The 16454-nt window shown below is 39.2% G+C and carries 12 protein-coding genes; all 12 read left to right on the top strand.

What is annotated here, in order from left to right; genetic code table 11:
- Position 1 precedes the first annotated feature (1 nt).
- Positions 2-322: a Gp49 family protein gene (locus DJ533_RS12005; RefSeq protein ID WP_065992762.1), complete on the top strand. Its 321-nt coding sequence runs from the start codon at positions 2-4 to the stop codon at positions 320-322.
- Between the two features lie 57 nt (positions 323-379).
- A complete protein-coding gene (locus tag DJ533_RS12000) occupies positions 380-946 on the top strand; it encodes a hypothetical protein (RefSeq protein ID WP_081406070.1) in 567 nt (188 codons plus the stop codon).
- Complete coding sequence (locus DJ533_RS11995; protein WP_065992765.1) at positions 946-3027, top strand: phage nozzle protein; 2082 nt, start codon at positions 946-948, stop codon at positions 3025-3027. Before DJ533_RS12000 ends, DJ533_RS11995 begins: the two co-directional genes overlap by 1 nt.
- A gap of 2 nt (positions 3028-3029) precedes the next feature.
- Positions 3030-3479, top strand: a complete 450-nt coding sequence (locus DJ533_RS11990) for a GNAT family N-acetyltransferase (protein ID WP_065992766.1) — start codon at positions 3030-3032, stop codon at positions 3477-3479.
- Positions 3480-3481: 2 nt separating this feature from the next.
- A complete protein-coding gene (locus tag DJ533_RS11985; protein WP_065992767.1) occupies positions 3482-3985 on the top strand; it encodes a hypothetical protein in 504 nt (167 codons plus the stop codon).
- Positions 3967-4404, top strand: a complete 438-nt coding sequence (locus DJ533_RS11980) for a hypothetical protein (RefSeq protein WP_065992769.1) — start codon at positions 3967-3969, stop codon at positions 4402-4404. Before DJ533_RS11985 ends, DJ533_RS11980 begins: the two co-directional genes overlap by 19 nt.
- The gene (locus DJ533_RS11975; protein ID WP_065992770.1) at positions 4404-6443 is read left to right on the top strand and encodes a methyl-coenzyme M reductase; all 2040 of its coding nucleotides are present in this window, start codon (positions 4404-4406) and stop codon (positions 6441-6443) included. The genes DJ533_RS11980 and DJ533_RS11975 overlap by 1 nt, the downstream gene beginning before the upstream one ends.
- Positions 6440-9409, top strand: a complete 2970-nt coding sequence (locus tag DJ533_RS11970; protein WP_065992771.1) for a transglycosylase — start codon at positions 6440-6442, stop codon at positions 9407-9409. Before DJ533_RS11975 ends, DJ533_RS11970 begins: the two co-directional genes overlap by 4 nt.
- A 3-nt stretch (positions 9410-9412) precedes the next feature.
- Entirely contained in the window at positions 9413-11938 is a 2526-nt protein-coding gene (locus DJ533_RS11965) for a hypothetical protein (protein ID WP_065992773.1), read from the top strand.
- Positions 11939-12006: 68 nt separating this feature from the next.
- A complete protein-coding gene (locus DJ533_RS11960) occupies positions 12007-12315 on the top strand; it encodes a hypothetical protein (protein ID WP_065992775.1) in 309 nt (102 codons plus the stop codon).
- Entirely contained in the window at positions 12315-14000 is a 1686-nt protein-coding gene (gene terL / locus DJ533_RS11955) for a phage terminase large subunit (protein ID WP_065992776.1), read from the top strand. The genes DJ533_RS11960 and terL overlap by 1 nt, the downstream gene beginning before the upstream one ends.
- 12 nt (positions 14001-14012) lie before the next feature.
- On the top strand, positions 14013-16448 hold the full coding sequence (locus DJ533_RS11950) for a hypothetical protein (protein ID WP_065992777.1): 2436 nt from the start codon (positions 14013-14015) through the stop codon (positions 16446-16448).
- The last annotated feature ends 6 nt before the right edge of the window (positions 16449-16454 follow it).

Raw genomic sequence — 16454 nt, 5'->3', positions numbered from 1 at the left:
AATGATTAAAGGTATTACAGAACAAGAGTTAGCAGCAAAAGCAGTAGCACCACGTGTAACCGCTGATCAAATTAACGCATTGATGGAACGTGTAACATTTGTTCCTGTTATGCAGCCAGGTGGTACAACTTCAACATTTGTACATGCATTTCTTGATGGTAGTTTCTTTTTAGCTACTGGTTTTAGTGCGTGTGTAAATAAAGCAAATTTTGATGAAGAAATCGGCTTCCATATGGCACGTGATGACGCATATAAAAAAGCGCAATCTAAGCTGTGGGAATTAGAAGGCTATCGTTTGTTTGCTTCTCAGAACAAGCTTTAACACCCAACCGAACCACATTAAATCCCAGTCATGATGTTCAAAATGATTGGGATTTTTATTATGTCTACAAAAGTATCTATCTGTAATGAAGCGCTGAATATGATTGGTTCTAAATCAATCATTTCATTTGATGAAGCAAGTCACAGTGCCAGACGATGTGCCACGATTTATGATCAAACACGTAAAGCATTGCTGCGTATGCATCCTTGGTCATGTGCTAAAAAACGTATTCAACTCGCACCAATTTCAACTTATCCAAGCTTTGGTTATGCCAATGCATTTGTTTTACCTAAGGATTTTATGCGTTTGATTGATGCTGGTACAAAAGAGTTTGAAATTGAAAATAGACACATCTTGGCGAACACAAATATCATTAATTTGGTCTATGTTTTTGATAATGATAATGAACAAACATGGGATTCATTGCTCACTGAGAGCATGATTTATTACATGGCTTCAAAATTAGCCAAAGCAACAACGGGTAGTAATGCAGAAGCTGATAGTGCTTGGCAAAAGCTTCAAGTGACATTAAAACAAGCACGTGCAATCAATGGTCAAGAACGACCAAGTCAAAGCTTTAGTGATGATTACGACAGTACTTCATTAATTGGAGTGCGCTACTAATGCCTAAATACAGCCTAATTAAAAATAATTTTAGCTCTGGTGAGTTGTCACCAATTTTAAGTACTCGAACCGATGTAGCACAGTACTCGAACGGCGCACGCAAGCTTTTGAATGTTATTCCATTGATTGAAGGTGGGGTAAAGAAAAGACCAGGCACATATTTTCGCTCAATTATGGATGGTGCTAAACGGCTTTTACCCTTTGTTAGCACATCAAAAGATGCTTACTTAATTATTTTGAAAGAAAAAATGTTATTGGTGTATGACCCAAGAACAAATACAGTGATCAAAACACTTATCACCCCTTATTTAGCTGCTGCAACGTTAGAGCTGCATTATGTGCATACACGTTATGTCATGTACTTTACACATCAATCGTATCCAGTCCATTTGCTTGAATGCTCGGAGGACTTTAGCAATTGGGAATTTCGGGCGATGTCATTTGATATTCCCCCAATTGATGAGGTGACTACAACACCAAACGTCGCTTTAACACCAAGCGATAAGGAATTGGGAATGACCATCTCATTGATTGCAGCTGAATATCCAACGTGGTCAAACACAGTCACTTATTTTCAGAATGACCGTGTGATTTATGCAAACAAAACATGGCGTGCGGTCACTGATAACACTAATTCAGCACCCACCGTGAACAATGCAGATTGGGATGAGGTGACGGGATCAGAAGCAAATGTATTCACTAGTGCACATCTAGGCGCAATTGTTGAAATCAACGGCGGTCATGTCCGTATCACTCAAATCGTAGATCCTGGAAAGGTGATGGGAGAGGTTGTTGTTGAATTAACTGCAGTCGTTCAAGCGATTGCTAAATCTTGGGTGCTAAAGACTGCAGCATTTAACGCAACTTTAGGTTACCCAAAGTGCTGTACTTACTTTAAACAGCGTCTAGTTTTCGCAAATACTCGAAAGTTTCCGAATAAAATTTGGTTCAGCCGTATTGGTAACACAACCAACTTTTTAGAAACAACTGACGATGCTGACGCTTTTAGTGTTGTTTCATCTTCCGATCAGTCTGACTCAATCACATTCTTGGTACCACAAAAAGGATTAGTCGCGCTAACTAGTGGTGCTGAATTTCTCATTGGATCTGAGGGGGCACTTTCACCAACAACCGTACAAGTGGATGAAAACACGGCCTATGGAGCATACCCCTTAACACGTCCTTGTCGAGTGGGTAATGAGATTTTATTTGTACAGCGTGGCGGTGAACGTTTACGTGCATTGTCGTATCGATATGAGGTTGACGGACTGGTATCGCCTGAGGTGAGTGCGGTCGCTGGGCATATTGGTGAAATGCATAAAGGAATAAGTGAAGCAACGTATCAGCAAGAACCTGAATCGCTTGTATGGTTAGTTTTGGGTGACGGCAAAGTTGCCAGTATTACATTCAATCGAGAGCAAGAAGTAATTGCTTGGGCACAACATGATTTTGGTGGTGCGGCACTATCCATGTGTTCAATCCCAACCGAATTGGGTTCAGATTATTGTTATATGCTGATCAATCGGAAGGGTAAGGTAGTGTTAGAAGAACTGTCTTTTAATGCATACACGGACTGTCAACGCACAATAACAATGACGGGTGATACTTTTGATAATCTGCAATATAACTTTCTTGAAAATTTAGCTGTTTATCAATCTTCAAATACTTTTCAGTTCTACATTGATTACAAGAAAAACGGGGATCAATACACGCTAAATAACATCACTGATAAAACTCAAAAAACTTACTATGTTGGACAGGGATTTACTTCTGAAGTTGATTTATTTCCACCTGAATTGACACAGGTACCACAATCATCCTTATCGAATAAAGCAAAAATCCAGTGTGTTTGGCTTTTCTTTTATAAGACACAAGCACCTAAATTAAACGGTGAAATTTTAGAGCTTTATACCTTTCCTGAATCACCCATTAATTCACAAAAGCCTTTTACTGGTCGGCACTTGTATGAGGGTGGAGACTGGTCAGATCTCTATGACGTAAAACTCACGATAACACACGACAAACCGTTGCCATTTCATCTGCAAGCTATAGCTATCGATATTTCAATCAATGAGCGTTAGTCATGAAAATACGTGTAGCAACACTGAATGACATACCAATTTTATTAAAGTTTGGAGCAGCCTTTGTCCAAGAGTCACCAAACTATAAAAATCGTGAATTTATTGCACAAGAAGCACAGCAACATTTTGAAAGTTTGATTAATGGCCAAGGCGTTATTTTTGTCATTGAGAGTCGCCGAAAAGTGATTGCAGGCTTTGCAGGTAGCATGGGTAAAGACTGGTTTAACAATCAAAAAATTGCCATTGATCATGTGATGTATGTACTTCCTGAATTCCGTAAAACACGTGCTGCATATCTACTGATCCAAACTTTTATTGGGTGGGCGGCTGGTATGGGTGCGAATCGAATCCAGTGTGGTACCACAACAGATGTGGAGTCAAAAGGCTGTATTCGTTTGTATGAACACTTTGGATTTAAGCAATACGGCACAGTTTTGGATATGGAGCTATAAACATGTCAGAAATTATTTCACCAGATAATACGGCGCTTTTAACACAAATCTTGGGTGACATTCATAACAAAGCTTACATCGATGTTGTGCGTAATGTGCAGCAACAAGTGACCGAACATGCTGAATTAATCGATGTGCCTATTCAGAATCATTTTGCTCCCGGTGTTTATATGCGTCAGATGGATGCCAAGGCTGGAACGCTCGTTGTAAGTAAGATGCATCGGACTGAGCACATGAATATTTTGCTTAAAGGCTCATTAACCGTGGTAACCGAAAACGGTATTGAATTATTAAAAGCACCAGTGGTTTTAAAATCCATGCCTGGCACAAAACGTATTGGCTATTTTCACGAAGATAGTTCATGGATCACCGTGCACCCCACGAACAGCACAGATTTAGAGGAAATTGAAAAAGAAGTCATTGTCCCGGATGAGGATATTGACGACTTCTTAAAATCTATTGGTCACAACTTTAAGGAGTTTACATTATGTCATGGGCAGCCGTAGCAGCAGTTGCAGCCGTAGCAGGTGCTGCAATCAGTGGATATTCTGCATACTCATCAAATAAAACAGCAGCAGAACAAGCGGAAGCAGATGCAGAGGCGCAAGTAAAACAAGGGCGTGTCGAAGCTGAGCGTATTCGCAAACAAAAAGAGAAGGTGCAATCAGCAGCACGTGCAGCAGCTGCGGAAAATGGACTTGATGTGAACGAAGGTACTTCGGTTGTAATTAACGATCAAATTGAGCGTGACGGATTGTATGACGAAGAGATGGCACGTTTAACTGGGTTTAATTCATCTCAAAAATTAAAAGCAGCAGCAAGTGTTTATCGTAGTGATGCGAATACTGCAGCAGCCACAGGTGTTTTAAATACAGTCTCGGCTGGTGCAAGTGGTCAAGCTAAAGCACAAGGTGGGTGGAAATAATGGCTAGAATCCCGATGGGTAATTTCGGTCAGTCTATGCCACAGGCTGAACGGACTCAATTACCACAATCCCAAAGCGGTCAGATGATCGCTAATTCACTGCAAAATGTATCGCAAGTTGCACAACAGCTTGATCAACAGCAACGTGAAAAAGAAGCGCAACAGAAGCAAATTGCGCTATATCACGATAAGTTAGCGACTGATGAAGCCAAGATAAAACTTGATAATGTACTTACAACAGAAATGAGTGATCAGGTTGTATCGATCAAAGACCAAGTTTCCAAAGGTGTAATCAGCGCTGAAGAAGGTAAAACACAACTGCAAACTTGGTCAAAAACGAAATACGATGAGTTTGCACCCACACTTCCAATGCATTCTAAGCATGAGCTAGATGCATATTGGAACGATAATATTCAGCGTCAAGAAAATGATTTTTTACCACTGCAGTTACGTGCAGATCTGCAAAAGTCATCGCAGTTGGTTGATCGTTCTTTTGATATTGCGACGCGTTATGATGAGCAAAAAGGACGTGAATATCTTGAAACTTATTTAACAAACTCGAATTTACCTGAATCTGATAAAGCTGCTTATCGTCAAAAATACAACACAACACGTAATTTAATGTCGATTGATGGGCGCATTAATACAGCTTTAGAAAATGGAAGTGTTGAAGAACTGAACGGTTTACTGACTGATTTACGTGGTGGTCAGTATGCCTATGTTGATGGACCAACAATTCAGGATAAACAAAAACAAGTTTTAAGCCGTATCGATGCACTGAATCAACAAAAACAAGTTGAAGAAAACAAGCGTGTCACAATGGCAGGTAAGGTTTTTAGCGACTTTAAAGCCAATGTCTTGACTGGTCGTGCAATAGATTCTGAATATGCATCAAATGTAGGTACATCTGTTGCAGGTACTGAATATGAAGGTGAGTATCAATTTTATAAAGCACAGTCTGAAAATTTTCAAAAGTTCAGTCGCTTAAAAACAAGTGATCAATTGGCAATGATCAATCAGCAAAAAGCCAAAATGAAAAATAGTTCTTCTACTGATGCTCAGACTGAAGAAAAAGTACTGGCTGTTTATGAAGAAATCTATCGCGATAAACTTGGCACAATCAAAGACAATCCAAACCAAGCAGTACGTGAAGCAGGTTTACAACCACACGATTTGACTGCAGCAGAATTAAAAACAGATTCAGGATCATTTGCTAAAAAAGCAGTTGAAAACGGCGTGAATCAAATTGCTTTAAAAGATGCCAACATTAAACTCCAGCCCATTTCTAGTGAAGATCTGCCAGAAGCAAAGCAGGCTTTTGAAAGTCTTGGTGTGAATGGAAAGCTTAATTTTATTGGCAGTTTGATTGGTCAGTCTAAAGGGTTGCCGAATGGCCATAAAATTTGGGGTGCAACATTAGGGCAATTGGGTGGGGGTGATCAGTCTTATATTTTGGCTGGAATCGCTCGTTTAAATGGTTATAAATCCACTGAAGGAGAGGATGTAGCAACCGCCATTATTAGTGGCACGCAAGCACTTAAAAATAAGCAAATGATCATGCCTAAAGATGAGTTATTAAAACAAGAATTTAATAAGTATGTAGGAAATTCAGCAAGTGGCCAAACTGCAAATATGACCTTTGCTGGCTTTAAATCTATCTATGCACATTTAGTTGAACGCGATAATTACCAACACAAAGACAAAGATGACATAAGTAAAACTGCTTTAAGTACTGCACTAAGTTTGGCGACAGGTGGTGTGTATGAACAGGATCTTAAATTTGGCAATGAAAAATGGAAGGTTTCCAAACCCTACGGTATGGCAAATGATGCTTTTGAAGCCAATGTCACATCTGGTCTTAAATACATTTCATCTAAAACCAATATTAATGTGAATGATCTTGAATCGTTACGTTTAAGACGCTCAGATCAGCGCTCAGCAAAAGGTGAAATTCAATATGATTTAGTCAATGCACGTGGCAATCCATTGATTGTGAATGGTGTTGTTTGGCGAATTAACATGAAAGGTAAAACCAAATGAGTAATTGGCTATCTGAGTTTTCAGGCGAAGAACAACAACAAGTAGATACATTAAATGCTATTGGTATCGCTCATAAACCTACGCAACAAAAAACACCTGGTTTATGGGATGGGGCTGCATTGGCAGTTCCTAAAGGCATGGTTGCAGGGACAATTAAGGTTATTGATACAGTTGCAAAACCTTTTGAGCGCATTAAAGACCATGTGCAATATGCTTATGAGGATATTGAAAAAAACGGCATTGATGGTGGTATCAATGTCGCAGATCCGTCATTTAGTGAAGTACATGAAGCTAAAAACAAAGTCAGAAAACAAGCATTGGTATCTGAGATTGAGCAGCTTCAAGATGCAGAAAACACAGGAACTATTGGGAATATTGGTTTTTCACTTGGTGACTATGTAACTCGTGCTGTTCTAGGTTCACCATTAGGTGTTATTGGTGCAGCTAGTACAACAGGTTTATCTGAAACAAATTTCGTATATGACAACCTTACAACCAAAGGAGTTGATGAGGGTACTGCATTAAAAGTTGCTTTGACCGATGGTGTCATTGCAGGTGGTGCGACTGCTTTACCCATCACTTATGGTTTTAAAGGTACAAAAGGTTTGCTTGCTGATGCAGGGTTATCCATCGGCGGTGCGACTGGGATCATGACCGCCGGACAATGGGTTAGTGGTGATATTTTAGAATCAGCAGGGTATGACCAACAAGCCAAATATTATGAAATTACCAAACAGAGTGTAGGAACAAACTTTATTCTAAATACTATATTTTTTGGTGGTGCACGTGGTTTAAAACATATTCAGCAACGTAATTTAAATGAAAGTGTAGATGCTGAAATACAGTCATTAGATGCAGACACCGCACTAGCACGGCAAGATCTAGCAGAACATACCTTAGTTGCTAACGAGCTTGATTTAGATAATATCTCAACACCAGTACGCACGACAGATCCAATCCAGCACAATAATAATTTAGTCAATTTAGATACTGCACGATCGCAAATTGAAAGTGGCCAACCTGTCAATGTACCTCATAACGTGCAAGGTGCACCCAAAACAATAGTTTTAACTGCTTCAAGAGTTGCAAGCTATACCAACAAGCCTTGGGCAAAAACAATCGCAACTGAAGCAGAAAAGCGTGGTATTGACCCCATCAATGCGGTGGTTATTTCTCACATTGAAACAGGTGGCACGTTTGATCCTAAAATCCAACCCAAGGATAGAAATGGAAAGTTGCTTTCAAGTGCCAAAGGTTTATACCAAACACTTGATAGCACATTTGATTCAATGGGCGGTGGTGATCGATGGAATGGTAACGACCAGATTCGTGCTGGCTTAAACTATTACCAACACAATGCCAAAATATTTAAAAATAAATTTAATCGTGATCCGTCAGGGCTTGAAGTGTACTTCATGCATTTCTTTGGTGAAGGTGGTGGTCCCGTATTCTTAAAAGCTGGTGATGATGAGTTGTTTGTTAATGTGGCCACACGTTGGAGTAAAACATATAAGAATAAAAAAACAGGTCGAATGATTACTGCAGCAGAACAAGGGGCAAGTATCACCAAGTCACATGGCTTTAATGGTATGACCGTCGGGCAAGTGAAAGCAAAATATCAAAAAAGATGGAATGATATTGCTAAAAAATATGGTGGTGATGGTTCAAATATTCAGACTGTACATGCAATGGACAATACCAGCTATGACGTATCCTATGATGTGAAACCTTTGGGTGAGCTAATCGCATCAAATGATACGGCTTATGGTGTAAATCCACGTTATCCAGCCGAACTACAGCCACGTGATCGGACACGTGAAGCATCACGCCAACAAATTGAAAGCATGGCCAACGACTTAAAACCTGAATTACTGGGTGAATCTTACAAGTTGTCAGACGGCGCACCAATTATTGGTTTTGATAATGTTGTTGAATCGGGCAATGGTCGAACATTGGCGATTAATCGTGCTTATGAAACAGGTAAAGCAGAAGCATATCGACAATTTGTAAGTGATTTTGCAGCAGCTCGAGGACTTGATATTTCAGGTATTGAAAACCCAGTTTTAGTGCGTACACGCTTGACTGATACAAATCGTGCAGACTTCGCAAAGCTTGCAAATCAAAGTGATGTAGCACAATTCAGCGCAACGGAACGGGCAAAAACAGATGCTGATCGTTTACCTGATTCCTCACTTTTAAAGATCAATAATGATGGTTCGATCAATCTCGAGAGTTCTATGGACTTTGTTCGGGGCTTTGTTGATCAACTTCCACAGTCAGAGCGTGCAACAGCAATCACACCTGAAGGACGTTTATCACAAGAAGGAAAACGGCGTATTGAATCTGCCCTGGTGCAACGCACTTACGGTGATTCCAACCTTGTGACACGACTTGCTGAAAATCTTGATGAAGATGGGAAAAATATTTTAAATTCTTTGCTTCGTGCTGCACCACAACTCGCACAGCTTGCAGATTTAGTGAAGCAAGGCGGTAGACATCAAAATACAATTGCATCTGATCTAGCGCAAGCCACGCAAAAATACAGCGACATTAAAGCTAGTGGTTCAAATATCCGTGACTATCTTGATCAGGGTCAGCTCATCGATGATGGTTTATCTGCAGGTGCACGTGACTTCCTCAATGTTTTTGACAGCAATAAGCGAAGTGCCAAAGCTATTGGTGACAACATTCAATCCAAAATTAATGAAGTGGAAGCAATGGGAGATCCACGCCAAGGCAGTTTATTTGGTGAATCACCTGAAGAAAAAGCAGCTTTAGAAATTATTACTAATAATCCTGATCAGCAAATTACTGTTTCTCGTACCAAACCTGATGGTGAGGTGGAAGAAATTACAATGACTTTGCGTGAGCGTTTGGATGAATTAGATGCTGAAGCAAAGGCAGCAGAGCAAGATGTTTTAGCAGCACAAACAGCACTGACTTGTGCTTTACAGTTTGGAGTTTAATCAATGAAAGACCAATGTAAACAAGCCGTAGCACAAGCCCTAGGCAAACAAACATTAAACGCACAAGAAGTTGCGGCAGTTGAAAAAAGCATTACCAAGACAATGCAAAACTTAGCACGTGAAGATCGTCAAAAATGGCAAAACATGAGCTTGAACGATCGTATTTCTGCGGCTGGTCAACGGATTGCCCAGGATATTTTAGGCGAGGTTAGACGTAAAAATAAAATAGCTGCAAATGACATTATTATTCAGGCACGAAATTTAAATCAGTTGGATCACCCAAGCTTACCAGCTTCCCAAGTTGTCGATCGTATGATTGCACCACACGGCGACATGTCAGGCATTCAGTCTTTTAGTTCACAAGCACGTGCCATTGCAGGGATTTATCGTGGTGAGCTCATGGATTTTTACACAAACGTAAAAGGAGGTATTGGCGTATGGACTGATAAAGCATTGGTGCATGACATTATCAAAGAACGCTTTGGTGAAAGCTCAGGTAATGCGCTGGCCAAACAGATTTCTAACAAGATGGGCGAAGTTTTTGAAGGGATGCGAGAGCGTTTTAATCGCTCTGGTGGTGATATTGGAAAGCTTGATAATTGGGCATTACCTCAAACCCATAGCGCACAGAAACTGATTGAAGCCAAAAAAGACCAATGGGTACGTGATGCTGAAAATGTGATTGATCGTGAAATGTATGTCAAAGAAGATGGTTCTTTATATTCTGATGCGGAAATCAAAGCATTATTAGAATATTCATACGACTCAATCACCAGTAATGGTGCAAACAAATTAGAGATTGGGCGAAATAATTTTGGTGGTAACTCTAAAGTCACTAGTAAACATAGTGAAAGCCGTGTACTACATTTCAAAAATGCTGATGCTTGGCTTGAGTATCAAGAGAAATACGGTGGTATGCAGTTTGTAGATCTAGTTGAAGCGCATATCAATGGACTATCTAAAGACATTGCTCTGGTCGAAAACTTAGGGAGTAACCCCAAAGGTGCTATGCGTATTCTTATGGATGCAGCACGTCAAAAAGATTGGGAGAAAGGTGTTGATTCAAATGATACTAAAAAGGGTTTGAATCGCTCTCAAGTCATGTTTGATGAATTTATGGGTGCAAACATGCCAGAAAATGAAGTATTGGCAAATATCGGTTTAACTTATCGCTCTACAAATGTTGCATCAATGTTGGGTGGTACTACGCTTGCATCATTGACTGACCAAGCAATGACATTTAAAACAGCGCAGATCCACGACATTGCGTATCGTAAAATCTTTGGCGAAGTCATCGGACAATTAAACCCAAAAAATAAAGCAGATCGAGAGTTGGCACACAGCCTAGGTTTAGCCACTGAAGAGATGTTAGGTACAATTACGCGTTGGTCAGACGATGGCTTAACATCAGTGCATGGTAAAGCGGAAAAGGCTGCAAAACTGTCAAGCTCATTGGCAACCCAAGTATTAAGACTATCTGGATTAAATGCTTTAACAGCAGCCAATAAAGTTGGTTTTTCAAAAATGCTGATGGATAAGTACGGACGTTTAACACGTGAAAAATCATGGAATGATTTAGAAGCAATTGACCGTGAGCTGCTGCAAGGTACAGGTTTAAATGAACGTACATGGGAAATCATGCGTTTGGCTGAGCCAGTTTTAGATCGTAAAGGTAATCAACTCATGAGCGCCCGATCCATCTATCAAATCCCTGATAACTTGCTGACTCAATTTGGAGATCCAAAACGAGTACGTGACGAAGCAGCTTCACGCTTTCAAGCGCATTTGTTAGATGAGCAAGGCATGGCTGTCATTGAAGCTGGTTTACGTGAAAAAACATGGATGACTGGCGGTTTACGTAAAGGTACTGCAATGGGTGAGATCCTACGCTCAATGCTGCAGTTTAAATCATTCCCAGCAGCTATGCTTATGCGCCACGGTAGCCGAACTTTTAGCAGACCAACAACAATGAGCAAAGCAACTTATGGTGCTTCATTGGTTGCGCTAACTTCGTTACTTGGTGCATTTGTAGTACAGCTTCGTGAAATTGTAAACGGCAATGATCCGCTCACCATGTGGGACAGTGACGATCCTGAAAAGACAGTGGACTTTATGAAACGTTCGATTGCTCAAGGTGGTGGTTTGGCGATCATGGGAGATATCGTTGTTGCCGGTATGGATCCAACAGGGCGAAGTACTGAGAATGTTTTAACTGGTCCTTTTGGATCTGATGTAAAAACTGCACTTAATGTGACTTTAGGTAATGCTACTCAACTCGCCAATGGCATTGAAACCAATGCAGGGAATGAGGCTTTTAAAGCTATTAAAGGAAAAATACCGGGACAAAATCTTTGGTACACAAAAGCTGTGCTGAACCGTATGATTTTTGATGAATTGCAAGATACCATTGCACCAGGATATCGTGAAAAAGTTTTACGGAAAGCTGAACGTCAGCATGATAAAACACGCTTTTGGGGTGATGATCTTTCTGATATACAAATGCCTGATTTTGAGCGTGTAGTCCAATAGTACCCAACCAAACACAAGTCTTTCACAGCAACACTAGCCCTATCGAAACATGATGATAGGGCTTTTTTATGCGTGACGATCAAGTTGAAAAAATGGAAAAACTAGCAGAAGAAGTTGCAGATGATTTCATCATTACAACTTGTGCAGCTATCAATACTTCAATTGCAGATAAACAGGGACGAGGTGATAAAGGTTTTCTATACAAAATTTCAAAAGATACTGCAGGTGTGCTTGCAACAATTGAACGAGTACTAGCTTTTAAAAATGGGAAACTTCCACCAATTAGTGCTACTGCTGAAACACAAGAAAAATATGAACAGCAATTGATTAAGAAGGCAGAAGAAGAAGCGGCAAAAGTTAGACAGCGTGTAAGCTAATGACTAAGCCAAAAATTAGTTTTCTTGCATTCTTTCTACTGTGGGCTGAATTTCAGGGATGGAAAGTACCTGATTTTCATGTTCGAGTATGTGAGTTTTTAGAGTATTGGTATATCAATGGGCGTACTGCGTTATTGATGCTGCCACGTGGACACTCTAAATCAAGCATGTTGGATGTGTTTAATGCATGGGTAATTTATTGTTGGCCTGAAGAAACTATGATTTTGCATCAAGGCACAACCGATCCTGATGCTTACAAATGCTCAAATGGTACGAAAAACGTTCTTGAAAATCATCCGCTCTGTATCGGAAATGAATCTGTAAAGCGTAGAAGCGGAGAGACTGAACGGTGGTGGGTTCAAGGCTCAAAGGATATTCGATACGGCACAATGTTATCAAAAGGTATTCTTTCCGGGGTAACAGGGCATCGTGCTACATTCATTCAAAATGATGACGTTGAAACTCCTAAAACAACAGGTACACCTGATCAGCGTGAAAAATTGCGCTTTCGATTATCTGAGCAAACTCATATTGCTATTCCAGGTGCAAAAAAGCTTTGGATTGGCACACCTCACTCTCATGACTCTCTGTATGACGAAATTAAAAAATTAAGAAGAGTAAGCGTATTGGTGCTGAAAATGTTTGAGCATGAAAGGCGAATTAAAAAAGCTGAAGCAGATAAAGTTTATACGATTAATTTTAATCCTATTCATGCTTTCTCTGGAATTGGTGAGGGTTCAAAATATCTTCATAAAGGCGAAGATTATGAATGCTTTAAATCTGGTGATCTATTTAAGGTAGTTTTAAAAAAATCTGCTTTTGTTGTGGATTTTTATTCTGAAGGTATATGGGCAGAGCGATTTACACCTGAAGAAATGGAAGCACGTCGTGAAGAATGTAAAACTTTAAACGAATGGGATTCCCAATATCAGATGCATGCCAAGCCTGTTGGTGATGTGCGTCTTGATCCTAGCTTCATGATTCCTTATGAGTGTGAGCCTGTACTTCGTCGTGCGAATGGTCAGTACATCATGATGTTGGGCGAACGACAAATTGTTGGTATCACTCTGCAGTGGGACCCATCATCTGGTAAAACTAAATCTGATATTTCATCTACTGCATTGGTGCTACATGATGATTTCGGAAATAAGTATTGGCATAGATCGCTTAATCTGGTTGGTCCTGTTGTTGAACATAATGAAAATGGTCATATTAATGGTGGCCAGGTATGGCAATTATGCGATCTGATTGAACAATTCCATGCACCAAGGGTAACGATAGAAACCAACGGTATTGGTGGTTTTGCTCCTGCAGCTCTTAAAGGTGCATTAAAGGCAAGAAAAATAAAATGTGGTGTCACTGAAAAACATAATACAAAACCAAAAAATAAACGTATTTTAGATGCGCTTGAAGGTCCATTATTATCTGGTCTTTTATGGGTGCATACGTCAATTATTGATAAGCCTGAAGGGGGTGAAAATAACTCTGCAGTTTATAAAAAATTCAGTGCTTTTAATCCAGCAATCACAGAACAAGAAGATGATGAAATGGATTCCCTAGCTGGAGCAATCACTGATTCACCTGAACGCATCGGAAAAATACACAGACAAAACGAAGCGAATGACAGGCCTAATTGGAGAACGGACGGTGGTGTTATTGAAGCCACCTTAGATTTTGAATATTAAGGTGAATTTACCATGGCAGTGTCAGAGCAAACACCCTACATTGAATATATTGGCAATGGCATAACAAAAAGTTTTGCACTCGGATTTGATTGTGAAAATCAGGATCATTTAATTATCACGATTGATGATATTGAGCCTTTAGTTGGTGATTGGTCTTTAGTAAATGGGAGTATTATTTTTAATATAGCGCCAATAGATGGAGCTTTAATTACTATTCAGCGTAATACACCTTTCTCACGCACTACAGATTATCAGTCTTATAACAACTCATTTCGCCCACAATCTGTAAATAAAGATTTTGACTGGATATGGTTGAAGCTTCAGGAGCTTGGTCTTTCAGACTGGTTGTTATCAAAAAGAATTGGTAAAGAAATTTCAGACAGAATATTGGTAGATAATCAGCTGAAAGAATACATTGATAATCAAGACAATATATTCCAAGCTGATTATATCTTGCGTGATGTATCCTTAAAAAAATACATTGATCAAATGATCGCACTCGTAACAGGAGATTCATCATTTGAAGGCATAACAACTGACTTTGTTTTTGATGCGCTAACTGGTAAAACACAAGAAAAAATTAATGTTGAGAGAGTCGAAGTAGTTAATTATTATTCTGATTTATCGGATTTAGATACATTCGATGGCAAAGTAGTTTTTGTTAACAGTTTTTCAGAAAATTCAGCAGAAATGGGGGCAAGTTTATACCAGTATAAAAAAGGCTCTTGGAAAAAAAGATCAGATTTTCTGACAGTATTTGATTTTGGGGCAAGTGCTACAACTAATGTCGATTCAACAGATTCTTTAACCATTGCACCGCCTAAGACAGAACTGCCAGATGGCTTTACAGTTAGTGCAGATAATTCTAATTTTGATACATCAAAATTTAAGGGTAATGGTAATTTACGCTTTTCAAATCATAACCGAATAATGAAAGCTGAATATCGGAAAGGGGCGAATAAGAACGGAATCATCACGCTGGAGGATGAATTTGGTCAGCATGTAGATGCTAATAATCGTTACTCTGGATTTGGATGTTCATCTATTGCAAATGGTAAAGAATATATAGCTGTGCGATGTGGACAAAATCATTATTACAATACAAGTGTTTCGTCACATTTAGTTATGTATATAATTGATAGAAATAAAAATAATACAGTAACAAAACAAGTATTATTAACAAGCCCACAAGGGCATGATATTCGTGACATTAATATCTCGATCATGCCTCAATACGCTAACCGTCTATTGATTAAATTTGCTATGCAAACTAGCTCAAATACATTTGAGACTTATTTACTAGTTTACAACTGCACAAATAATACTGTAGAAAACACTCGTAAAATCACACTCCCAACAAATCAATTTACATGGGGTAATTCAATAATTACACCGACAGGTTATTTGTTAGTGCCAAGTTATGGACTAGACGGTTCTTGCCGCATTTATCGATCAACTACAATTTTTGATTATAGTCTTTCAACTGATATTGCTGTAACTCAAGCTGCACAATTTGAATCAGGTGGCTCAGCAGAACCAACAATATGTTATTACGATGATCAATTAATATGTTTTTGGCGTATGGGTGCAGGCGTAAATGGTAAATACAATAAAACATACAATCTTGAAGGTACAAGCGGTTGGGGAGCAAATTTAAACATGGCACGTGAAATTCACGCTCCATATGTTGATCCATACAATTTTGGTAAAAAAGAATTATTGATGATGTGTTCATTAGGAAACGCAAGATCATTACTTGCTACTTTTGCGACGCAAAATCTTGAGAGTTGGTACACAACTGCCCAACTTTATATTGCTGGTGATACTACGCTTGCAAACGGTCAAAGTGGCGGGTATCCGTCATTTGTAGATTATGGGGAAAATCTCAGTGTTCAAAGTTATGCGGATTTTCGAAGTTCTAACATGGCGTTGATGTCTCGCCTAGATGTTAGAATGACTAAAAAACAAATGTTCTCAGCATTAAATAGCTATGAAGCTCAACGAATTACTTATAAAGACTCTAGTTTAGATTGGGGGGAGTATTCATTAGAAACAAGTGCAGCGACAATTGATATTGCTATTGGACTAAAACGTAGTCTAAGTGTAACGAAGGTTCGTATTCGCATGACAGGAGTAAGTACAAACACTTTTGTTGAAATACTTAATAGTAGTGGTTCTGTGATAGCTACAAGTGCTATTTCAAATATCAATACAACAGGATACCAAGACGTTGAGTTTGTTTTTTCACCAACTGCGCTGACAGCTGGAAATTATACTGTTCGTATTCAGCGTCGAGATACAGCAAATCCTTTAGTTTTTAATTGGAATAATGGGTCAATCGTAAAAAAACGCGTTATTAAAAACCGAATTTTAGATATTCTAGGTTTAATTAGCGCAAGCAATTCAACCCTATGGAATAATGCTGGCATTCATATTGATTTAAGTTAGAAAAGC

Origin of the sequence: Acinetobacter defluvii (assembly GCF_001704615.3) — a bacterium.
GTDB lineage: Bacteria > Pseudomonadota > Gammaproteobacteria > Pseudomonadales > Moraxellaceae > Acinetobacter > Acinetobacter defluvii.
Note: the sequence above shows the minus strand (reverse complement) of the source record. Positions and strands in the feature narration are given on the sequence as shown.

Coding starts and splice junctions, on each gene's coding strand:
- DJ533_RS11980 (WP_065992769.1), top strand. CDS start 3,967: ATGTCATGGGCAGCCGTAGCAGCAGTTGCAGCCGTAGCAGGTGCTGCA.
- DJ533_RS11995 (WP_065992765.1), top strand. CDS start 946: ATGCCTAAATACAGCCTAATTAAAAATAATTTTAGCTCTGGTGAGTTG.
- DJ533_RS11965 (WP_065992773.1), top strand. CDS start 9,413: ATGAAAGACCAATGTAAACAAGCCGTAGCACAAGCCCTAGGCAAACAA.
- DJ533_RS11970 (WP_065992771.1), top strand. CDS start 6,440: ATGAGTAATTGGCTATCTGAGTTTTCAGGCGAAGAACAACAACAAGTA.
- DJ533_RS11975 (WP_065992770.1), top strand. CDS start 4,404: ATGGCTAGAATCCCGATGGGTAATTTCGGTCAGTCTATGCCACAGGCT.
- terL (WP_065992776.1), top strand. CDS start 12,315: ATGACTAAGCCAAAAATTAGTTTTCTTGCATTCTTTCTACTGTGGGCT.
- DJ533_RS11985 (WP_065992767.1), top strand. CDS start 3,482: ATGTCAGAAATTATTTCACCAGATAATACGGCGCTTTTAACACAAATC.
- DJ533_RS11960 (WP_065992775.1), top strand. CDS start 12,007: ATGCGTGACGATCAAGTTGAAAAAATGGAAAAACTAGCAGAAGAAGTT.
- DJ533_RS12005 (WP_065992762.1), top strand. CDS start 2: ATGATTAAAGGTATTACAGAACAAGAGTTAGCAGCAAAAGCAGTAGCA.
- DJ533_RS11950 (WP_065992777.1), top strand. CDS start 14,013: ATGGCAGTGTCAGAGCAAACACCCTACATTGAATATATTGGCAATGGC.
- DJ533_RS11990 (WP_065992766.1), top strand. CDS start 3,030: ATGAAAATACGTGTAGCAACACTGAATGACATACCAATTTTATTAAAG.